Annotated in this window: 23 protein-coding genes; 9 read left to right on the forward strand and 14 right to left on the reverse strand. The window is 67.6% G+C overall.

What is annotated here, in order from left to right:
* Window positions 1-13 precede the first annotated feature (13 nt).
* Window positions 14-760: an SOS response-associated peptidase gene (locus B146_RS0107035; RefSeq protein WP_019995717.1), complete on the reverse strand. Its 747-nt coding sequence runs from the start codon at window positions 758-760 to the stop codon at window positions 14-16.
* Window positions 761-885: 125 nt separating this feature from the next.
* On the opposite strand from B146_RS0107035, the gene B146_RS25295 reads away from it, so the two are divergent.
* From B146_RS25295 to B146_RS0107055, 4 genes are all read left to right on the forward strand, one after another.
* Window positions 886-1,335, forward strand: a complete 450-nt coding sequence (locus B146_RS25295) for an NUDIX domain-containing protein (protein WP_019995718.1) — start codon at window positions 886-888, stop codon at window positions 1,333-1,335.
* Between the two features lie 127 nt (window positions 1,336-1,462).
* Complete coding sequence (locus B146_RS28265) at window positions 1,463-1,876, forward strand: TIGR02301 family protein (RefSeq protein ID WP_244498146.1); 414 nt, start codon at window positions 1,463-1,465, stop codon at window positions 1,874-1,876.
* A gap of 89 nt (window positions 1,877-1,965) precedes the next feature.
* Window positions 1,966-2,223: a hypothetical protein gene (locus B146_RS0107050; protein WP_026358407.1), complete on the forward strand. Its 258-nt coding sequence runs from the start codon at window positions 1,966-1,968 to the stop codon at window positions 2,221-2,223.
* Between the two features lie 31 nt (window positions 2,224-2,254).
* Window positions 2,255-3,160 (forward strand): hypothetical protein, encoded by a 906-nt coding sequence (locus B146_RS0107055; protein ID WP_019995721.1) that lies wholly within the window; start codon window positions 2,255-2,257, stop codon window positions 3,158-3,160.
* A gap of 34 nt (window positions 3,161-3,194) precedes the next feature.
* Here B146_RS0107055 and B146_RS0107060 read toward each other — a convergent pair whose 3' ends face one another.
* Window positions 3,195-4,535, reverse strand: coding sequence for a dihydroorotase (locus B146_RS0107060; RefSeq protein ID WP_019995722.1), 1,341 nt, complete (start codon window positions 4,533-4,535; stop codon window positions 3,195-3,197).
* A 113-nt stretch (window positions 4,536-4,648) separates the two neighbouring features.
* On the opposite strand from B146_RS0107060, the gene ygfZ reads away from it, so the two are divergent.
* Genes ygfZ through B146_RS0107075 form a run of 3 tightly spaced genes read left to right on the forward strand, consistent with a single transcriptional unit; the run spans window position 4,649 to window position 6,671 of the window.
* The gene (ygfZ, locus tag B146_RS0107065; protein ID WP_019995723.1) at window positions 4,649-5,494 is read left to right on the forward strand and encodes a CAF17-like 4Fe-4S cluster assembly/insertion protein YgfZ; all 846 of its coding nucleotides are present in this window, start codon (window positions 4,649-4,651) and stop codon (window positions 5,492-5,494) included.
* Window positions 5,491-6,159, forward strand: a complete 669-nt coding sequence (locus B146_RS0107070) for an HD domain-containing protein (protein WP_019995724.1) — start codon at window positions 5,491-5,493, stop codon at window positions 6,157-6,159. The genes ygfZ and B146_RS0107070 overlap by 4 nt, the downstream gene beginning before the upstream one ends.
* On the forward strand, window positions 6,156-6,671 hold the full coding sequence (locus tag B146_RS0107075; RefSeq protein WP_019995725.1) for a tyrosine phosphatase family protein: 516 nt from the start codon (window positions 6,156-6,158) through the stop codon (window positions 6,669-6,671). The genes B146_RS0107070 and B146_RS0107075 overlap by 4 nt, the downstream gene beginning before the upstream one ends.
* On the opposite strand, the gene recO is transcribed toward B146_RS0107075, so the two are convergent.
* From recO to rpoZ, 9 genes are all read right to left on the reverse strand, one after another.
* On the reverse strand, window positions 6,668-7,390 hold the full coding sequence (gene recO / locus B146_RS0107080) for a DNA repair protein RecO (protein WP_019995726.1): 723 nt from the start codon (window positions 7,388-7,390) through the stop codon (window positions 6,668-6,670). The genes B146_RS0107075 and recO overlap by 4 nt on opposite strands.
* Before the next feature lie 105 nt (window positions 7,391-7,495).
* On the reverse strand, window positions 7,496-8,494 hold the full coding sequence (gene era, locus B146_RS0107085; RefSeq protein WP_081630928.1) for a GTPase Era: 999 nt from the start codon (window positions 8,492-8,494) through the stop codon (window positions 7,496-7,498).
* Window positions 8,495-8,541: 47 nt separating this feature from the next.
* Window positions 8,542-9,264, reverse strand: a complete 723-nt coding sequence (gene rnc, locus B146_RS0107090) for a ribonuclease III (protein WP_019995728.1) — start codon at window positions 9,262-9,264, stop codon at window positions 8,542-8,544.
* Window positions 9,252-9,986, reverse strand: a complete 735-nt coding sequence (gene lepB / locus B146_RS0107095; RefSeq protein WP_019995729.1) for a signal peptidase I — start codon at window positions 9,984-9,986, stop codon at window positions 9,252-9,254. Before lepB ends, rnc begins: the two co-directional genes overlap by 13 nt.
* 167 nt (window positions 9,987-10,153) lie before the next feature.
* Window positions 10,154-10,561 carry a holo-ACP synthase gene (gene acpS / locus B146_RS0107100; protein WP_019995730.1) on the reverse strand — a complete coding sequence of 136 codons (408 nt, stop codon included), beginning with the start codon at window positions 10,559-10,561 and terminating at the stop codon, window positions 10,154-10,156.
* Complete coding sequence (locus B146_RS0107105; protein ID WP_019995731.1) at window positions 10,558-11,154, reverse strand: DUF2062 domain-containing protein; 597 nt, start codon at window positions 11,152-11,154, stop codon at window positions 10,558-10,560. Before B146_RS0107105 ends, acpS begins: the two co-directional genes overlap by 4 nt.
* A gap of 28 nt (window positions 11,155-11,182) precedes the next feature.
* Window positions 11,183-11,761: an orotate phosphoribosyltransferase gene (gene pyrE / locus B146_RS0107110; RefSeq protein ID WP_019995732.1), complete on the reverse strand. Its 579-nt coding sequence runs from the start codon at window positions 11,759-11,761 to the stop codon at window positions 11,183-11,185.
* Between the two features lie 37 nt (window positions 11,762-11,798).
* Window positions 11,799-13,976: a RelA/SpoT family protein gene (locus B146_RS0107115; RefSeq protein ID WP_019995733.1), complete on the reverse strand. Its 2,178-nt coding sequence runs from the start codon at window positions 13,974-13,976 to the stop codon at window positions 11,799-11,801.
* Between the two features lie 114 nt (window positions 13,977-14,090).
* Entirely contained in the window at window positions 14,091-14,498 is a 408-nt protein-coding gene (gene rpoZ / locus B146_RS0107120; protein ID WP_019995734.1) for a DNA-directed RNA polymerase subunit omega, read from the reverse strand.
* 229 nt (window positions 14,499-14,727) lie between these two features.
* Here rpoZ and B146_RS0107125 point away from each other — a divergent pair, with 229 nt between their 5' ends.
* Both B146_RS0107125 and B146_RS0107130 read left to right on the forward strand, forming a co-directional pair.
* Window positions 14,728-15,327 carry a LabA-like NYN domain-containing protein gene (locus tag B146_RS0107125; RefSeq protein WP_019995735.1) on the forward strand — a complete coding sequence of 200 codons (600 nt, stop codon included), beginning with the start codon at window positions 14,728-14,730 and terminating at the stop codon, window positions 15,325-15,327.
* Between the two features lie 5 nt (window positions 15,328-15,332).
* Window positions 15,333-16,046, forward strand: a complete 714-nt coding sequence (locus B146_RS0107130; protein WP_407638536.1) for a uracil-DNA glycosylase — start codon at window positions 15,333-15,335, stop codon at window positions 16,044-16,046.
* A gap of 4 nt (window positions 16,047-16,050) precedes the next feature.
* Here B146_RS0107130 and B146_RS0107135 read toward each other — a convergent pair whose 3' ends face one another.
* The 3 genes from B146_RS0107135 to dapA all read right to left on the reverse strand — a co-directional run bounded on the left by B146_RS0107135 (window position 16,051) and on the right by dapA (window position 18,193).
* Entirely contained in the window at window positions 16,051-16,635 is a 585-nt protein-coding gene (locus B146_RS0107135) for a peroxiredoxin (protein WP_040408362.1), read from the reverse strand.
* Window positions 16,636-16,742: 107 nt separating this feature from the next.
* On the reverse strand, window positions 16,743-17,219 hold the full coding sequence (gene smpB / locus B146_RS0107140) for an SsrA-binding protein SmpB (protein ID WP_019995738.1): 477 nt from the start codon (window positions 17,217-17,219) through the stop codon (window positions 16,743-16,745).
* 89 nt (window positions 17,220-17,308) lie between these two features.
* On the reverse strand, window positions 17,309-18,193 hold the full coding sequence (gene dapA / locus B146_RS0107145) for a 4-hydroxy-tetrahydrodipicolinate synthase (RefSeq protein WP_019995739.1): 885 nt from the start codon (window positions 18,191-18,193) through the stop codon (window positions 17,309-17,311).
* Window positions 18,194-18,253 lie beyond the last annotated feature (60 nt).

Here is an 18,253-nt window from a genome sequence, read left to right on the forward strand (position 1 = left end):
CGCCGGCGACCCGTCAGAACAGGGAGCCCTGCGCGGCGGGCGGCGGCTCGCCAGGGGGCTTGGATGAGGGCTCGACCGGTTCCTGCACCTCCGGCCCCATATTGGCAACCGCGTTGACGCGCTCCGAGACGGGGATCGCCTCGAAGAACGCATTCTCGGCCGGGCGCAGGAGATCGACGACATCACGCGGCTCGCTGTCGCGGCAATCCAGCCAGCGCTCGGCATCGTCCGGGCCGATCACGACCGGCATGCGCTCGTGCAGATCGGCCAGCGCGGCATTGCTGTGCGTGGTGAGAATTGCCGCCGTGTCGATCTCGCTTCCGTCGGCCGCAAGATAGGTTTCGCAGAGGCCCGCGAAGGCGATCGGGCCGGGCGCGCGGGGCCGCACGAAGAAGGGCGTGCCGCGCCGGCCGCCCTCGCGCCGCCATTCGTAGAAGCCGCTGGCGGGCACGAGGCAGCGGCGATGGCGCAAGGCCGCCTTGAAGCTGTTGCGCTCGCCCGCGCTCTCGCTGCGGGCGTTGAACAGAAGCGGGATCGTCGAAGGGTCCTTGGTCCAGCCGGGAATAAGACCCCAGCGCGCCAGATGCGCGATGCGCCGCACGCCGCCATCGCCCGCCCGGCGATGCTCGTCGGCGCGCAGAACGAGGATCGGCTGCGTCGGGGCGATGTTGTAGCGCGGCGGGAAGGGCTCCAGCGCGTCCACAAGGAAGCGCTCGCCGATCGCGCGCGGACTGTCGGTCAGGGTAAAGCGGCCACACATGGGCTAGAGGTGGCGCACGGGCTCCATTGGCGCAAGGTCTGGCCGGAAGCCGCCCACAGCGTTAGGTGCGCTTCACCGGCTTGCCGCGCTTTGTTGAAGCGCCTCCCCCGCCCGAAAGGAACGCCATGCCCCCGCCCCGCCCTCTCGTCGGCGTTTCGGTCGCCGTCTTTCGCGGCGAAGAAAGCCATCGCGACGCGGCCGTGCTGCTGGTTCTGCGCGGCCGCGCGCCCTTCGCGGGGCTCTGGAGCCTGCCGGGTGGGCGGGTGGAGTTCGGCGAGCGGCTGGAGGACGCCGCGCGGCGCGAGGTTGTCGAAGAAACCGGCCTCCCCGTTACCGCCCTCGCCTTCGTGCATCTGCACGAGGCGATCGACGCCGCGCAGGGCGCCCATGCCGTGATCGCCGTGTTTCGCGCGCTGGCCCTCGCGGCTGAGGATGCGGCGATCCTCGCGAGCGACGACGCGGCGGAGGCGCGTTTCGTGCCGATGGCCGAGCTTGCCGCGCTGGACGCCGCCGGGGCGACGACGCCGGGTCTGGCCGATGTCGTCGCCATCGCGAGGGCGGCCGATCCGCGCTGACCCGCTCCGGCGATAACCATGTTGGCGGGATCAGGGCCGAAGCCGCAAGCGTGTCTTGCAATCTCCTTAATCCCCCGGCAAACCTCGGGACATGAACCTTCGGCGCGATTTGTGTCAAATTCTGTCTGTGTTTGTCGTCGTTTTGGCTCTTTCGCCGAGCGGGCCGGCCGCAGCGCAGGACAAGAAGCCGAAGGCCGAAGAGCCCAAGCCCGCGCCCGTGGAGACGGTGAAGCCGAGCAACGCGCCCTTCATGAAGCCGCTCGGGCGTCTGGCGACGATTCTGGGCTCCATGCACTTTCTTCGCGGTCTCTGCGGAGATGCCGACGCCGAGGTCTGGCGCGCCAAGATGGACGACATCCTGACGGCGCAGGCGCCTAACGAGGCCGACCGCCGCATTCTCGTGGCGAGCTTCAACCAGGGCTACCGGGCCTTCGCCTCGACCTATCGCAAGTGTACCCCGGCTGCGACGGTTGCGATGGAAAGATACCGCCAGGAAGGCGCCAACCTTTCGCGAGAGATCAGCGCAAGGTACGGAAATTAAGATTGGATTAAGAAGCGGAGCTCCGTGCCCCGTTTCGGCCCGCGCATGATGCACGGGAGCCCGACCAGAAAGATGGAGTCATCGGCATGATGGATCTGAACGGTTCCGAACTCGACGAGATGATCATCGCCGAAAAGAAACAGGTCGCCATCGAATATCACAACGAGGCCTGGGCGGACGGTATCTCGGACGGGATCGAGACCGAGATCCTCGCCGAGACCGCGATCACCACAGCCGTCACCGAACTCGTGCGCCGCTATGGCGAGACCGACGTGCTCGACATGATCGACTCGCTGCGCAAGCGCGTCGAATACGGCGAGTTCCGGGCCGACCGCGCCCTTCAATAGGGCTTTCCAGAGCGTTTTTCCGAGGTTTTCCATGCGACCCCGTTCCTTCCGCGCGTTTCGGTTGACGGGGGCGCTGGCCATGGCGGTCGGCGTCTCCTCCCCCGCCCTCGCCTTCTCGCAGATCACCGACGAGGACGGAGCGGCGGCGACCCGCCAGGGCGGCATCGTCTCGGTGCCGCTGCCGCCGATCCCGGGGGCGACCCCACCTGCCGACGCGCCGCCCGCGCAAGGCGCGCAGCCGGGGCCGACGCCCCCCGCCGCCGCGCCGGCCGGTGCCCCGCAAGTGCCCGGAGACGCGCCCGCCGCACCCGCTGCCGGCTCTTCAACACCGTCCGCTCCCGCATCGCCCCCCTCCGCCCCCGCATCGCAACTGACGCCGGACCCGGCCAAGCCGGGCGAGGCCGTGCCGCAGGCGCCCCAAGGCGATCCCGATGCCACGACGGGCGCTCCGCAGGCGAGCGACGTGCCGCCGGCCGAAATTCTCTATGGCGAGGACAAGCTGCCGGCGCCCGTGCGCGATCTGCGCCGCAAGCTCCTGGAGGTCGCCAAGTCGGGCGACATCGAGAAGCTGCGCCCTCTCCTGGAAACCGGTTCGGAGGCCACGGCGGTTTCCACCAGCGACGACGGGCAGGACCCGATCGAAATCCTCAAGAACGCGTCCGGCGACGGCCAGGGCGTCGAAATCCTCGCCATCCTCCTCGAAACGCTGGATGCGGGCTATGTCCATCTCGACCGGGGCGGCGAGAACGAACTCTTCATGTGGCCCTATTTCACGCAGGTGAATCTGGAAAAGCTGACCAAGCCGCAGCTCGTGGAGCTGTTCGAGCTGGTCACGGCCGGGGACTACGAGCGGATGCTCGGCAACGGCTCCTATGATTTCTACCGCGTCGGCATCTCGCCCGAAGGCCGGTTCGAGTTCTTCATCGCCGGCGACTGAGCGTCGCCGGCTTTTTCGTTTTCCGATCGACGTCTCAGCCGCGCGGCGCCAGCGTTTCCACGAAGCGCGCGGCCTCGCCCTGTGCCGCCTCGTCGAGCGCACCTTCCCACATGACGCGACGACCGCGCACGATCGTGCCGACCGGCCAGCCCGTGACCTCGCGCCCGTCATGCGGCGTCCATTGCGACTTGGAGCCGATCCATTCGTTGCGGATCGTCTCGCGGCGCTTCAAGTCGACCAATGTGAAGTCGGCGTCCCAGCCGACCGCGATGCGCCCCTTGCCCGACAGGCCGAAAATGCGCTGCGGCCCGGCCGAGGTGAGATCGACGAAGCGCTCCAAGGACAGCCGGCCCTTGGCGACATGGTCCAGCATCACCGGAACCAGCGTCTGCACGCCGGTCATGCCGGAAGGCGAAGCCGGATAGGGCTTGGCCTTCTCCTCTAGCGTGTGCGGCGCGTGGTCGGAGCCGAGCACGTCCACGATCCCCTGCTCGATGCCGAACCAGATGCCGTCGCGATGCCTGGCGTCGCGCACCGGCGGGTTCATCTGAAGCTTGGTGCCGAGCCGGGCATAGTCATCGGCCGACAGCGTCAGATGGTGCGGCGTCGCCTCGCAGGTCGCGTTGGCCTTGTGCTCGGCCAGGAACAGGATTTCCTCGGCCGTGGAGATATGGAGAACATGGATGCGCGCGCCGGTCTCCTCGGCGATCCGCACCAGCCGCTCGGTGCATTGAAGCGCCGCCACCTCGTCGCGCCAGACCGGATGCGAGGCCGGGTCGTTCTCGACGCGCAGCCCCATGCGCTCGCGCAGGCGGAACTCGTCCTCCGAATGGAAGGCGGCGCGGCGGCGCGCGCGCTTCAGGATCTCTCGCACGCCCTCGTCGTCCTCCACGAGGAGCGAGCCGGTGGAGGAGCCCATGAAGACCTTGATGCCCGCCGCGCCCGGCAGGCGCTCGAGTTCCGCGACGTCGCCCGCGTTCTCGCGCGTGCCGCCGACCCAGAAGGCGAAGTCGCTGTGCATCCGGTGATGGCCGCGCCGCACCTTGTCCGCCAGCGCCGCCTCGCTCGTCGTCAGCGGATCGGTGTTGGGCATTTCGAAGACGCAGGTGACGCCACCGAGCACGGCCGCGCGCGAACCCGATTCGAGGTCTTCCTTATGGGTCGGGCCGGGCTCGCGGAAATGAACCTGGCTGTCGATGACGCCGGGCAGGATATGCAGGCCCGTGCAGTCGATCTCCTCGCCCCCGCTGCCGGCCGGGATCGTCCCGATCGCGGCGATCCGCCCGTCGCGAATGCCGATATCGCGCGCGCCGACCCCATCCTGGTTGACGACGGTTCCGCCCCGCAGAACCCGCTCGAACCCTTTGCTCATCATCCCGTCCTTGCTTCTTGCCGCCGTTCCGTCAAATACGGTCCCATGCCTTCTAGCCAAAGGCTCGGCCGTCGCAAACCTCGTTCGCCGGCCGCGCCGAAATGGGATGCACGCTCATGCCCTCCGCCCGCCTGACCGATCGCTCGACGCTTCACCTTTCGGGCGAGGAGGCCAAACCCTTCCTGCAGAATCTCGTCACCGCCGATCTCGACAAGCTGGATGCGGGCGAAGCGCGCCCCGCCGCGCTTCTGACGCCGCAGGGCAAGATCCTGTTCGATTTCCTCGTCAGCGCGACGCCGGAGGGCTTGCGCCTCGACGTGGCGGCCGGCGCGCGCGGCGATCTCGCCAAGCGGCTGACGCTCTACAAGCTGCGCGCCAAGATCGCGATCGCGCCCGTGGACGAGGCGGTGGCGGCGCTCTGGGACGAAGCCGCGCCGCAAGGCGCGCTCGCCGACCGGCGCTTTCCCGGCGGCGTCTTCCGTCTTTATGGCGAGGCGGCGCTCGGCGCGGGCGAAGAGAACGAGGCCTTCGAGCGGCTGCGCCTGTCGGCCGGCATCGCGGAGGCCGAGCGCGATTTTCCCGCCTCCGACGTCTTCCCGCATGACGTGCTTCTCGATCAGAACGAAGGCGTCTCCTTCCGCAAGGGCTGCTATGTCGGGCAGGAGGTCGTGTCCCGGATGCAGCATCGCGGCACGGCGCGGCGGCGCGTCATGGTGCTGCGCGCGGAACGCCATCTGACGCCCGGCGCGGTGGTGGAAGCGGCCGGCAAACCCGTCGGCACCGTGCTCAGTGCCTCCGGCTCGCTCGGCATCGGCCTGATGCGCATCGACAAGCTCGCCGACGCGCTGCGCGCCGGACAGGTCGTTTCGGCCGACGGCGTGCCCCTGGAAACCGAAGTGCCTGCCTGGGCCGGTTATACGCTGCCGGACGCCGCAGCCGAGCCGGCCGAAGGAGAGCGATGAGTTCGGCGCTGCCCCCGACCTCTCCCGCCCGCCGCGGTGCCAAGGTTCCGCGCGTCTGGCAGCGGATGCTGTCCGGCCGGCGGCTCGACCTTCTCGACCCCTCGCCGCTCGACATCGAGATCGGCGACATCGCGCATGGGCTGGCGCGCGTCGCGCGCTGGAACGGGCAGACATTGGGCGATCACGCCTTTTCGGTCGCCCAGCATTCCCTGATCGTGGAGAGCATCGTGGCAGTCAGCGAAAGCGATCCGCGCTGGCGCCTCGCCGCCCTTCTGCATGACGGGCCGGAATATGTGATCGGCGACATGATCTCGCCCTTCAAGGCGGTTCTCGGCGGCGACTATCGCGGCGTCGAGGCGCGGCTTCAGGGCGCGATCAACCGCCGCTTCGGCCTGCCCGAACATCTGCCGCCCGCGATCCTCAAACTCGTCAAGGCGGCCGACCGACTGTCGGCCCATTTCGAGGCCAAGCTCCTCGCCGGCTTCACGAGCGGCGAGGCCAACGAGCTGTTCGGCCGGCCGGGCCGCGACGCGCCGGACGAGGCCCTCTTCGCGCCCCGCCCCGCTGCCGAAGTCGGCGCGGCCTTTCTCGAACGATTCCACCAGCTCGACGCGGCGCTGAGCGCCCTGCCTCCCGCGCCGCCCGCCCGAAAGGCCCGCTCATGACCTATCTCGTCGTTTCCTCGCTCGCCGACATGCCGGGCACGGTCGCCCAGCACGGGGCGCTCGATATCGTCACGCTCATCAATGCCGACACGCTGGTGGAACGGCCGGCGAGCGTCAGCGCCGAGCGCCATCTGTTTCTCGGCATGAACGATATCGCGGCGCCCACCGAAGGGCTCGTGCCGCCGGGGGAAAGCCATCTCGACCAGCTTCTGGAGTTCGGCCTGCGCTGGGATCGCCACCAGCCGCTGGTGATCCATTGCTGGGCCGGCATCAGCCGCTCCACGGCGGCGGCCTATATCCTGGCCTGCGCGATCAACCCGGCGCTGGACGAGATGGCACTGGCGCAGGAGCTGCGCCGACGCGCGCCGTCCGCGACGCCCAACGCGCTTCTCGTGTCGATCGCCGATCGCCGGCTCGGCCGCGACGGCCGGATGGTCGAGGCGATCCGCTCCATCGGGCGCGGCGAAAACGCCTTCAGCGGCACGCCCTTCGTTCTGCCGCTGGAGCTTTAGGAACCACGGCCGATCGCCGCCAAAGCTCCGCCGCGCGACACGGGCTCTTCCAACGCGCGCGGCTCCCACACATGGCGCGCCAGAAAGAAGCGCGTCATGCGAAAGCCCTGATGAAGCGTCGCGGCGCTCGGCGCCTCCGCCTCTCCGGCGAGAAACGGCGGCAGGGGCAAAAGCCGGTCCTTCCAGGGCTCGCCCGCCTCGCGGCTGACGGCACGGCCGGATTTCGGCGAGACATAGACGAGATCGTCGCGCCGGCCCGACGCCGCGCAGGTTTCGAGGTCGAGGCCGAAACCGAGGTCTTCGAGCAGCATCACCTCGAAGCGCAGGATGAGCGCGCCCGCCAGAAGCGGCTCTTCCAGATGCGCGACGATGGTCTGGATCGCGTCGTAAAGGCGCGGATGCGGGTCGCGCTCCGGCAGGAGGCGGATATGGGCGGCGAGAAGCTGGATGCCGTGCAGCCCGACCGCGCTTTCCATCAGCCGCGCGGCGCGCAATTGCACCGGCTCCACGGTCATGAAGCCGAGATGCTCGTCGAGCCGCGCCCGCCACGTCGCCTCGACCTGATTGCCGGGCTGGAGCACGGGCTGGAGGCGGCGCGAGCGCCCGCCCCGCACGAGGCCGAGATGACGCCCGCGCTCGCGCGTCATCACCTCCGCGACGGCGCTCGTCTCGCCCTGCCGGCGCACGCCGAGAACGATGCCTTCCTCGCGCCATTCCATGAGAGGGTTCCAAAACAGAAAGGGCCGCGAAGCACTCCTCGCGGCCGATCATTATCAGAAGAAGGTAAGTCCCGATGGCGGCGCTTTCAACGCCGCCTCGCGGGATCAGGACGAATAGTCGAGGCCCATCTCGCGATAGCGCTCGGGGTCGTCGCCCCAGTTCTCGCGCACCTTCACGAACAGGAAGAGATGCACCTTCTGCTCGGCGGCCTCGGTGATTTCCTTGCGCGCGGCCTGGCCGATCGCCTTCACCGTCTCGCCCTTGTGGCCGAGAACGATGGCCTTCTGCGAGTCGCGCTCGACATAGATCGTCTGCTCGATGCGCACCGAACCGTCCGGCCGGGTTTCCCAAAGCTCGGTCTCGACGGTCGAGGCGTAGGGAATTTCCTGATGAAGGCGCAGGAACAGCTTCTCGCGGGTGATCTCGGCGGCGAGCTGGCGCAGCGGCAGATCGGAAATCTGGTCTTCCGGGTAGTACCAGGGGCCTTCCGGCAGGCGCTGGGCCAGGAAGGCCATGAGATCGTCGCAGCCCGAGCCGGTCAGCGCCGAGATCATGAAGACGCGCTCGAAATCGCCCTTGGCGGAGATTTCCTGCGTGAGGCCGAGCAGCTTCTCGCGCTTGATCTGGTCCACCTTGTTGAGGAGCAGGACCTTGGGCTGCTTGACGTCCTTCAGGCGCTCCAAGATCGCCTCGACCTCGTCGCTGATGCCGCGCTGCGCATCGACGATCGGCAAAACGATGTCGGCATCCTTGGCGCCGCCCCAGGCGGTGCGGACCATGGCGCGGTCGAGCCGACGCTTGGGATTGAAGACGCCCGGCGTGTCCACGAAGACGATCTGCGCATTGTCGCGGATCGCGATGCCGCGAACCAGCGCGCGCGTCGTCTGCACCTTGTGCGTGACGATCGAGACCTTGGTGCCGACGAGCTGGTTGACGAGGGTCGACTTGCCCGCATTGGGCGCGCCGAGCAGCGCCACGAAGCCCGAGCGCGTCGCGCCGGGCGCGGTCTCGCCGGCTTCAGGATGGGGCTGTTCGTTCGTCAGGTCGTCGGTCAATCGGCTCTCCTCGTGTCGGCCGGCCAAGGGGCCCGCCTTTTGTCTCATTCAAGCCCGCCCATGGGAAGGCGGATCGTTTCGGCAGCTCTTGTCGGTCAGGTCTTATCAGGCACGCCGGTCTGCCAGACGCCCTCGCGCAGGAGAATGACCTCCGCCGCGTTTTGTTCGGCAATGCGCTTGGAGCGCCCGCGCCCTTCGGCCGGCGCCCGATCGGGCACGCAGGCGCGCACGGTGAAGACCGGCTCGTGGTCGGGGCCGCTGCGCTCGATCAACTCGTAGGTCGGCGGCACGCCGGCCTGCTTGTGCGACCATTCCTGCAGTTCGGTCTTGGGATCGCGCCGCGCTTCGGCGACGTCGTGGAAGCGCGCGTCCCAATGCGTCAGGATGAAGCTGCGCGCCGCTTCCAGACCGTGGTCGAGATAGATCGCGGCGATCAGCGCCTCCACCACATCGGCGCGGATGTTGCGGTTGCGCCCGGCGGCGGCACGCTTCAGGTCGGCCCCGTGGCGGATGAATTCCGGCAGCCCGATCTCGTCGGCGACGGTCGCGCAGGTCTCCGCGCTCACCAGCGCGTTGAGGCGCAAGGACAGATCGCCCTCGTCGGACTGGGGAAACAGCTCGAAGAGCTTCTGCGCGATCGTCAGGCCGAGCACGCGGTCGCCTAGGAATTCCAGCCGCTCGTAGCTCGATTTCGAGCCCGTGTTGGCGAGGCTCGAATGCGTCAACGCGCGCTCGAGGCGCGCGCGATCCTTGAAGGCGAGGCCGAGACGCTCTTCCAGCCGGTCGAGCGCCGGGCCGGAGCCCCTCACCCGAGCCATGTGAAGATCCGGCTCGGCCGAAGGCTCGACGGCCAGTTCCAGATTTCGAGCGGCGAGGTGTCGTTCTCCATCGAGAAGAAGATCATCTGCGCCTTGCCCACGAAATTCTCGAAGGGCACGTAGCCGACGTCGAAGCGGCTATCGAGCGAGTTGTCGCGATTGTCGCCCATCATGAAGTAATGGCCGGCCGGCACGTCGAATTCGCGCGTGTTGTCGCCGATCGAATCCGGGTCGGCGTCGAGCGTCAGATAGGTGACGCCGTTCGGCAGCGTTTCGCGGAACTGCGGGATCTGCGTGCCGCCGCCCGTCACGAAGAAACCGGCCGGCTCCTTGGGCACGGCCTGCCCGTTGATGTAGAGGACGCCGCCGCGCATCTGGATACGATCGCCAGGCAGGCCGACGAGGCGCTTGATATAGTCCGTCTGCGGCTCACTCGGCTTGCGGAACACCACGACGTCGCCGCGATGCGGGTCCGAGGCGAGGACGCGCCCTTCGAACAGGTCCGGCGAGAAGGGCAGCGAATATTTCGAGAAGCCGTAGCTCCATTTCGACACGAAGAGATAATCGCCGATCAGAAGCGTCGGCATCATCGAGCCCGACGGGATCGAGAAGGGCTGAAACAGGACGGTGCGGATGACGAGCGCCAGAAGAAGCGCCTGGACGATGACCTTGACCGTCTCGCCCCAGCCTTCCTTCTTCTTGCCAACGGCCCGATCGACCATGCGAAGTCCTTCCTAGTTGCCGCCCCTGCGGCTCTCGTCTCGTCGCGCCATCTTGAAGCGCGCCAGAAAGAGAAGCCGTGAGGAATCGATCGCTGCCCGTCGCGGAGCCGCGTCTCGTCCCGGCTGTGTAATGGGTCGGCGGCTCGCAGGCAATCGTTAGAGAAACGTTAAGAGGGCGTGTCCGGCAGCGCTTCGATGATGACGAAGGCCTGGGCAAGCGGAAAGTCGTCGGTGATGGTGACATGGATCACCGGACGGTGCCCCGCCGGCATCAACGCGGCGAGACGGGTCGCGGCGCCGTTGGTGAGCGCCATGGTCGGCTTGCCGCCGGGCAGGTTCACGACGCCCATGTCGCGCCAGAAGACGCCCTGCGCCAGCCCCGTGCCGAGTGCCTTGGCGCAGGCTTCCTTGGCGGCGAAGCGCTTGGCGTAGGAGGCGGCGCGCTGGGCGCGGCGCTCCGATTTCTCGCGCTCGACCGGCGTGAAAACGCGGGCCACGAAGCGCTCGCCATGGCGCTCCAGCGTCTTTTCCACGCGCCTGATATCGATCAGGTCGCTGCCGATGCCGACGATCACGACGTCGCGTCCGAGGGCGTGCGGACCGAAACCGGCCGGGCGCGCGTGGCCGAGCGCTCCTGCGCGCGGCGGGCGCGGCTCGCCTGGAACGAGGCGGCGCCGAAGCGCACCAGCGCATAGGTGAGGCCCGCGAAGGCGAGGCCGAGCGGGATCGACCCGACCAGCATGGGCTTCAGATAGGGCTGCCAGATCGCCGCGAGATCGAAATGCCGCAGCGCCGTTTCCAGCCCGGCCGGCGCGGTGCCATCCGGCACCTCGGCGCGCAGGATGGCGCGGCCGACCTCGTAGGTGGAGGCCCAGACGAGCGGAAAGGTCAGCGGATTGCCGAGAAGGCACCCGAGCGCCGCCGCCGCCATGTTGCCGGCGACGCAATAGGCGATCGCGAAGGCCAGGATGAAATGCAGGCCGAGAAACGGCGTGAAGGTCGCAAAGACGCCCGCCGCGACGCCCGCCGCGATGGCATGGGGCGTCGCGCGAAGGCGCAGGACGCGCTTCTGCATGTAGCGCAGCGACCGGCGCCAGGAGCGCCGCGGCCAAAGCGTGGCGCGCAGGCGCTGAAGTCGGGTTTCTGGCTGTCGCCGCCGAAACAGCATCGTGAACCTAGCTTCCGATCAGGGAACGTCAGAGAGAGCGGCTACCGGGCTTGATCGGCGCAATTGCGGCAAGCTCGGGCGGCAGATTGTCCGGATGATACGCTGGAACCTCGTATTGAGCGAGGGAAATCAGGGGGATGCCGATCTCGGCCTTGCCGGCGGAGCGGTCCACCACGCAGCCGGCGGCGAGCACTTCGGCCCCGAGATCGCGCAGGCAGGCGACCGTCTCGCGGATCGACAGGCCGGTGGTGACGATGTCCTCCACGATCACGACGCGGGCGCCGGCCGGGATTTCGAAGCGGCGCAGCCGGAACGTGCCGTTCTCGCGCTCCACATAGATCGAGGGCGCGCCGAGATGGCGCGAGGTCTCGTAGGCGGGGATCAGGCCCCCGACGGCCGGGCCGACGATGTAGTCGATCGGCCCTTCGACCCCGGCGCGCAGTTTTTCGGCCAGCGCGCGGCACAGGGTCTCGGTGTAGTGCGGGTGCATGAAGACCCGCGCCTTCTGCAGGAAGATCGGGCTGCGCAGGCCGGACGTCAGGATGAAGTGCCCTTCCAGAAAGGCGCCCGCCTTGCGGAAGATGTCGATGACGTCGTTGGTTTCCATGATACCCGGCCCAGCCTTCTCGCGATTCCTGCCGGGCCTAGCCGTTCACACGAACCACGTCCGTCACGCAAGGCTTTCCGCGCAACTGATTGATCGTGCGCGTCAGGTGTTGCAGGTCCCAGACCTCCAGATCCATCACCATGCTCGACACGTCCGGCGCGGTGGAGGTGAGATTGAGGGCGTGGATATTGGCGTCGTTGAGGGCGATCGTCTCGGCGATCTCGGCGAGCGCGCCCGGCTCGTTCAAGGACTGGAGCTTCACGCGGGCGGGAAAGCGCTGCGTCATCTGCGCGTCGAGATCCCAGCGCGCGTCGATCCAGCGATCGGGCACGTCGTCATAGGCGGTCAGCGCGGACGACTGGATCGGGTAGATCGTGATGCCCTTTTCGGGCTCCAGAATGCCGACGATCCGATCCCCCGGCACGGCGCCGTCCGGATTGAAGCGCACCGGCACGTCGCCTTGCGCGAAGCCACTATGCCTGCTTTCGAGATGGCCGGGCAGCCGGAACACCATGCCCGAGCCCGAGCGCAGCGCGAACCAGCCATCGCCGTCCGGCCGCGCCGCCGGCTTGGTGACGCGCGTGTCCTGGAAATCGGGATGCACGGCGCGGAACACGTCGTTGGAGGCCAGTTCCCCTCGCCCGACGGCGGCGAGCGCGTCTTCCACGTCGCGGTGGCCGACCTTGGAAAGGTAGGGTTTCAGCCCGTCGCGGGTGAAGGTCTTTCCGGCACGCTGGAAGGTGCGCTCCAGAATCTGCTGGCCGAGCCCGCAATATTGCTTGCGGATGGCGAGGCGCGTGGCGCGCCGGATCGCCGCCTTGGCCTTGCCGGTGACGGCGACGCTTTCCCAGGCGGGGGGCGGGGTCGCCGCCTTGGAGCGGATGATCTCCACCTCGTCGCCATTGGTCAGTTCGGTGACGACCGGCATGATGCGCCCGTCGATCTTGCAGCCGACGCAGGTGTCGCCGACATCGGTGTGGACGGCATAGGCGAAATCGATCGGCGTCGCCCCGCGCGGCAGCGCGATGAGCCGGCCCTTGGGCGTGAAGCAGAAGACCTGATCCTGAAACAGCTCGAGCTTGGTGTTCTCCAGGAACTCCTCGGGCTGGTCGCCCTCGGCCAGCATCTCCACCGTGCGGCGCAGCCAGGCATAGGCGGAGGATTCGGTCGACAGCGCGTGCTCGCCGTCCTTGTAGAGCTCGTGCGCGGCAATGCCGTATTCGGCGATGTGATGCATCGCATGGGTGCGGATCTGCAATTCGACACGCTGGCGCGAGGGGCCGACGATCGTGGTGTGGATCGAGCGGTAGTCGTTCTGCTTGGGGATCGAGATATAGTCCTTGAACCGGCCGGGCACGAGCGGCCAGGTGCGGTGGACGATGCCGAGCGTGCGGTAGCAGTCCTCTTCCGTGCCGACGAGAACGCGGAAGCCGAAAATGTCGGAAAGCTGCTCCAGCGACAGCGCCTTCCGCTGCATCTTGGAGAAGACCGAATAGGGCTTCTTCTGCCGGCCCGAGACTAGCGCCTCGATGCCGTTTTCCTTCAGCTTCTCGGTCAGCGTGCGCTCGATCTCGTTGATGGTGAGCGCGTGGCGATCCATCAGCTCGGCGAGGCGCGTCGAGATCGTCTCGAAGGCTTCGGGGTTCAGGTGGCGGAAGGAGAGCGTTTCCAGCTCCTCGCGCATGTCCTGCATGCCCATGCGCCCGGCGAGCGGGGCATAGATATCCATCGTCTCCTGCGCGATGCGCGCGCGCTTCTCGATCTTCATGTGATGAAGCGTGCGCATATTGTGCAGGCGGTCGGCGAGCTTGACGAGAAGCACGCGGATGTCGTCGGCGATGGCGAGGAGAAGCTTGCGCAGGTTCTCTGCCTGAGCCGCCTTCTTCGACACGAGGTCGAGGCGCTTCAGCTTGGTCAGCCCTTCCACGAGCTGGCCGATCTTGGCGCCGAAGAGCTGGTCGATCTCCTTGCGAGTGGCGTCGGTGTCCTCGATCGTGTCGTGCAGCAGCGCGACGGCGATCGTCGCCTCGTCGAGATGCAGCTTGGTCAGGATCGCCGCGACTTCGAGCGGATGCGAGAAATACGGGTCGCCATTCACCCGCATCTGCGCCCCATGCTTCTGCATCGCATAGACATAGGCTCGGTTCAGCAGGGCTTCGTCGAGGTTTGGCTTGTAGGCGGCCACGCGCTCGACAAGCTCATACTGCCGCATCATGACCGGACGAACACTCCATCACCGCACGAAAAAGGGGACGCCGACCCATCAGCCGGCGTCCCCTTTATATAGGTTGCAATGCGGAATCGGAGAAAGGCCCAATCCGCTCGAAGTTTAGAAATCTTCGTTCTTTTCCGGCGGGATGAGACCCTCGATGCCGGCGAGGAGCTCGTCTTCCGACATGCGGTCGAAGGCGATGTTGTCGTCCTCGTCGTCGCCGGCCGTGATGACGCCTTCGGCGGGAGCATCCACCAGCGCGCCGGCGGAGGGCGCGGCCGGCTCGGGCTCGTCCACCTCGACATGCTTCTGCAGCGAGTGGATGAGGTCTTCCTTCAGATCGTCCGGCGACAGGGTCTCGTCGGCAATCTCGCGCAGCGCGACGACCGGATTCTTGTCGTTGTCGCGATCCACCGTGATCGGCTGACCCTGGGCGATCTGGCGCGCGCGGTGGCTGGCGAGCAGGACGAGCTCGAAACGATTCTCGACCTTATCGACGCAATCTTCTACGGTGACGCGGGCCATGGCCTGTCTCCTTGGGGAACGGTGGCAAAGAGCTGAACCGCCCGTGTAGTCTCTTGACAAATGAATCTCAAGAGGCAAGCCGGCCTTTCTGGCCAAATCCTCAGGATGGGGCCGAGTTGGCAGGCCCCGGCCGCCACCCTATTGTGCAGCGAAGTTCACCCGGCGCCCTCCCGCGCCCGGGTCGCCTCCGGGTCCCCTCGGCCCTTTCGCATGACTGGAAAGCGAAGCGATGTTCGATCCTCGTGAAAAGATCGCCCTCTTCATCGACGGCGCCAATCTCTACGCCACCTCGCGGGCGCTGGGCTTCGACATCGACTACAAGAAGCTGCTCACCAGCTTCCAGAAGCGCGGCTACCTGCTGCGCGCCTATTATTACACCGCGATGATCGAGGATCAGGAATATTCCTCCATCCGCCCGCTGATCGATTGGCTCGACTATAACGGCTACACCGTCGTCACCAAGCCGGCCAAGGAGTTCACCGACGCGATGGGCCGGCGCAAGATCAAGGGCAACATGGACATCGAGCTCGCCATCGACGCCATGGAACTGGCCGAGACGGTGGACCATTTCGTGCTCTTCTCGGGCGACGGCGACTTCCGCTCGCTGGTCGAGGCGCTGCAGCGCAAGGGCCGCAAGGTCTCGGTCGTCTCCACCCTCGCCTCGCCGACCCCGATGATCGCCGACGATCTGCGCCGGCAGGCCGATCACTTCATCGACCTGCGCTCGCTGCAGGCCGAGGTCGGGCGCAACCCGGCCGAGCGCGAGGCGCGGCTCGCCCGCCGCATCGAGGCCGACGACACGCTGCCCGTGACGGACGGCGACGATTGAGCGCCGTGACCCGCACCGCCCTGCCCGACACTTCGCCGCCGAGCCCCGCCCCGCAGCCGACCGAGCCGGACGCGATCGCGCCGCCGAGGGACTGTCCGATCTGCCCGCGCCTCGCCGCCTTCCGAGAGGAATGGCGGGCGCGCGAGCCCGGCTGGCACAATGCGCCCGTGCGCTCCTTCCTGCCGCCGGAGGGCGCGGCGAGCGTGCGGCTTCTCGTGGTAGGTCTCGCGCCCGGCGTGCGCGGCGCCAATCGCACCGGGCGGCCCTTCACGGGGGATTATGCCGGCGATCTTCTCTATGCCACGCTGAAGCGTTTCGGCTTTGCGGCGGGCGAGTTCGAGGCGCGGCCGGACGACAGCTTGCGCCTCGTCGGCGCGGCGATCACCAATGCGGTGCGCTGCGTGCCGCCCGAGAACAAGCCGATCGGCCAGGAGATCAACGACTGCCGGCGCTTCCTGACACCGACGATCGAGGCCCTGCCCCGGCTCGGCGCCATCGTGACGCTCGGCCGCATCGCGCACGATTCGACGCTGCGCGCGCTCGGCGCGAAGCTGAAAGACGCGCCTTTCAGCCATGGCGGCACGCATGAGGTGGCCGGCTATTTCGTGGCGTCGAGCTATCATTGCTCGCGCTACAACACGAACACCGGCCGCCTGACCGAGGCCATGTTCACGGACGTGTTCGAGACCGTCGCCCGCCATCTGGCAAAGACGGTCTGAACAGTCAAATGTCGGCCCGGCTCAGCGCCTCGCGGTGCTCGGCCAGCCAGTCCACGACGTCCTCGGCGTTCCGGTCGGGCGGGAAGACGGGATAGAAGACCTTCACGATCTCGCCATCCTTCGCGATCAGCGTCAGCCGCTTGAACAGCGTGTCGCCGTCCACGTCGAAGACCGGGACGTCCAGCATCTCGGCAAGGTCCACCGCCGCATCCGACAGGAGCGGAAACGGCAGATGCAGCCGCTCGGCCGCCTCGCGCTGATAGGCCGTGGTCTGCGTCGAGATGCCGAAGACATGGGCGACGCCGAGCTTTCGCAGCTCTTCGAAATGGTCGCGAAAGCCGCAGGCCTGCGGCGTGCAGCCGCGCGCGCCCGGAATCTCGTTCCAGCCGCCCGGCAAGGGCAGGCCCGGCCGGCCGGTCATGGGATAGAGATAGAGAACCGCCACGCCCTTGAGGCGGGACGGATCGACCTGCCCGCCCGCGGTGGAGGACAGATGCAGCGACGGCAACCGCCGCCCGGCGAGATGGGACGCGCCGCCGTCGTCGACGGGCGCTTCCAGTCCTTCCGGCAGAATGGTGAAGTCCGTCATGTCGCAACCTCCCGAATGCGCTCCGGCCATGCTGAAGCCGCCGGCCGCCATGCGCAAGGAGATTGTGAAGGGAAGCCTCGGTCCGGAGGGTCCGCGCCCCTCGGGCGTCAGTCCCGCCCGCCCTCTTTCATGACGCGCTGCTTCTGGCGGTTCCAGTCGCGCTCCTTCAGCGTTTCGCGCTTGTCGGGCGCGTTCTTGCCCTTGGCGACCGCGAGTTCCAGCTTCGCCCGGCCCTTGTCGTTGAAGTAGATCTTGAGGGGCACGAGGGTCATGCCGTCGCGCTGCACGGCGCCGGCCAGCCGGTTGCGCTGCGCGGCATGGACGAGGATCTTCCGCCGGCGCTTGGGCTCGTGGTTGAAGCGGTTGGCCTGGAGATATTCCGGGACGTTGGAATTGATCAGCCAGATTTCCCCGCCCTCCTCCGTGGCGTAGGATTCGGCGATCGTCGCCCGGCCCTCGCGCAGCGACTTGACCTCGGTGCCGGTGAGCACGAGGCCCGCTTCCAGCGTGTCGATGATCTCGTAGTGGAAGCGCGCCTTGCGGTTCTCGGCGGCGACATTGTTTCGAGCCGGCTTCTTGGCCATGGGGTCCGTCCGGTTGCGAAGCGGGGCGCTCGAAGCGCCCCGTTCGTCATGATGCGTTGTCTCTTAGATGAGGCCGGGTCGGCCCGGCGTCAATTCAGAAGCCCGGCATGGCGCAGCGCCGCGTCGATCGCGGCTTCCGTCGAGGCCTCGATCGGCACCAGCGGCAGGCGCACCCCGTTGCGGCCCTTGCCGAGGCGCGACAGCGCGTATTTCACGCCGCACAGGCCCGGCTCGATGAAGATCGCCTTGTGCAGCGGCATCAGCCGGTCCTGATAGTCCAGAGCCTTCTTGAAGTCGCCCGAAAGGCAGGCGTTCTGGAACTCGGCGCACAGGCGCGGCGCGACATTGGCCGTCACCGAGATGCAGCCATGGCCACCGTGCGCGATATGGCCGAGAGCCGTGGCGTCCTCGCCCGAAAGCTGGATGAAGTCCGGACCGCAGGTGATGCGCTGCTCCGACACGCGGTCGAGCTTGGCGGTCGCGTCCTTCACGCCGACGATGTTCTCGAAGTCGGCCGCGAGCCGCCCCATCGTCTCCGGGCTCATGTCGATCACCGAGCGCGGCGGGATGTTGTAGATGATGATCGGCTTGGTCACGGCGCGCGCGATCGCGGCAAAGTGTTCGTAGAGGCCGCGCTGGGTCGGCTTGTTGTAATAGGGCGTCACCACGAGGATGCCGTCGGCGCCCGCCGCCTCCGCCGAGCGCGCCAGATCGATCGCCTCGACCGTGTTGTTGGAGCCCGCGCCCGCGATCACCGGCACGCGGCCGGCCGCCGCCTCGATGCAGAGCTCGACCACGCGCTTGTGTTCGGCATGGGTCAGGGTCGGGCTTTCGCCTGTGGTGCCGACCGGGACGAGGCCGTGCGTGCCTTCCGCGATCTGCCATTCCACGAGATCGCGGAAAGCGCTCTCGTCCACGCTGCCGTCTTCGGCAAAGGGGGTCACGAGAGCCGTCAGCGAGCCCTTGAAGGTCATGTGTCACTCCCGGCGACTTACAAAGAGGGGAAGGTCCGCCGCGCGAGGCGCTCGCGCCGC

Origin of the sequence: Aureimonas ureilytica DSM 18598 = NBRC 106430 (genome assembly GCF_000382705.1) — a bacterium.
GTDB lineage: Bacteria > Pseudomonadota > Alphaproteobacteria > Rhizobiales > Rhizobiaceae > Aureimonas > Aureimonas ureilytica.

What these genes read in the sequence shown, in the direction of transcription:
- B146_RS25295 (WP_019995718.1), top strand. Translation starts at nt 886, where the DNA reads ATGCCCCCGCCCCGCCCTCTCGTCGGCGTTTCGGTCGCCGTCTTTCGC.
- recO (WP_019995726.1), bottom strand. Translation starts at nt 7,390, where the DNA reads ATGGAATGGCGCGAGGAAGGCATCGTTCTCGGCGTGCGCCGGCAGGGC.
- B146_RS0107135 (WP_040408362.1), bottom strand. Translation starts at nt 16,635, where the DNA reads ATGACGGACTTCACCATTCTGCCGGAAGGACTGGAAGCGCCCGTCGAC.
- B146_RS0107125 (WP_019995735.1), top strand. Translation starts at nt 14,728, where the DNA reads ATGTTCGATCCTCGTGAAAAGATCGCCCTCTTCATCGACGGCGCCAAT.
- B146_RS0107075 (WP_019995725.1), top strand. Translation starts at nt 6,156, where the DNA reads ATGACCTATCTCGTCGTTTCCTCGCTCGCCGACATGCCGGGCACGGTC.
- B146_RS0107055 (WP_019995721.1), top strand. Translation starts at nt 2,255, where the DNA reads ATGCGACCCCGTTCCTTCCGCGCGTTTCGGTTGACGGGGGCGCTGGCC.
- dapA (WP_019995739.1), bottom strand. Translation starts at nt 18,193, where the DNA reads ATGACCTTCAAGGGCTCGCTGACGGCTCTCGTGACCCCCTTTGCCGAA.
- B146_RS0107060 (WP_019995722.1), bottom strand. Translation starts at nt 4,535, where the DNA reads ATGATGAGCAAAGGGTTCGAGCGGGTTCTGCGGGGCGGAACCGTCGTC.
- B146_RS0107035 (WP_019995717.1), bottom strand. Translation starts at nt 760, where the DNA reads ATGTGTGGCCGCTTTACCCTGACCGACAGTCCGCGCGCGATCGGCGAG.
- B146_RS0107070 (WP_019995724.1), top strand. Translation starts at nt 5,491, where the DNA reads ATGAGTTCGGCGCTGCCCCCGACCTCTCCCGCCCGCCGCGGTGCCAAG.
- ygfZ (WP_019995723.1), top strand. Translation starts at nt 4,649, where the DNA reads ATGCCCTCCGCCCGCCTGACCGATCGCTCGACGCTTCACCTTTCGGGC.
- rpoZ (WP_019995734.1), bottom strand. Translation starts at nt 14,498, where the DNA reads ATGGCCCGCGTCACCGTAGAAGATTGCGTCGATAAGGTCGAGAATCGT.
- B146_RS0107105 (WP_019995731.1), bottom strand. Translation starts at nt 11,154, where the DNA reads ATGCTGTTTCGGCGGCGACAGCCAGAAACCCGACTTCAGCGCCTGCGC.
- B146_RS0107050 (WP_026358407.1), top strand. Translation starts at nt 1,966, where the DNA reads ATGGATCTGAACGGTTCCGAACTCGACGAGATGATCATCGCCGAAAAG.
- B146_RS0107115 (WP_019995733.1), bottom strand. Translation starts at nt 13,976, where the DNA reads ATGATGCGGCAGTATGAGCTTGTCGAGCGCGTGGCCGCCTACAAGCCA.
- lepB (WP_019995729.1), bottom strand. Translation starts at nt 9,986, where the DNA reads ATGGTCGATCGGGCCGTTGGCAAGAAGAAGGAAGGCTGGGGCGAGACG.
- smpB (WP_019995738.1), bottom strand. Translation starts at nt 17,219, where the DNA reads ATGGCCAAGAAGCCGGCTCGAAACAATGTCGCCGCCGAGAACCGCAAG.
- era (WP_081630928.1), bottom strand. Translation starts at nt 8,494, where the DNA reads ATGAGACAAAAGGCGGGCCCCTTGGCCGGCCGACACGAGGAGAGCCGA.
- rnc (WP_019995728.1), bottom strand. Translation starts at nt 9,264, where the DNA reads ATGGCTCGGGTGAGGGGCTCCGGCCCGGCGCTCGACCGGCTGGAAGAG.
- pyrE (WP_019995732.1), bottom strand. Translation starts at nt 11,761, where the DNA reads ATGGAAACCAACGACGTCATCGACATCTTCCGCAAGGCGGGCGCCTTT.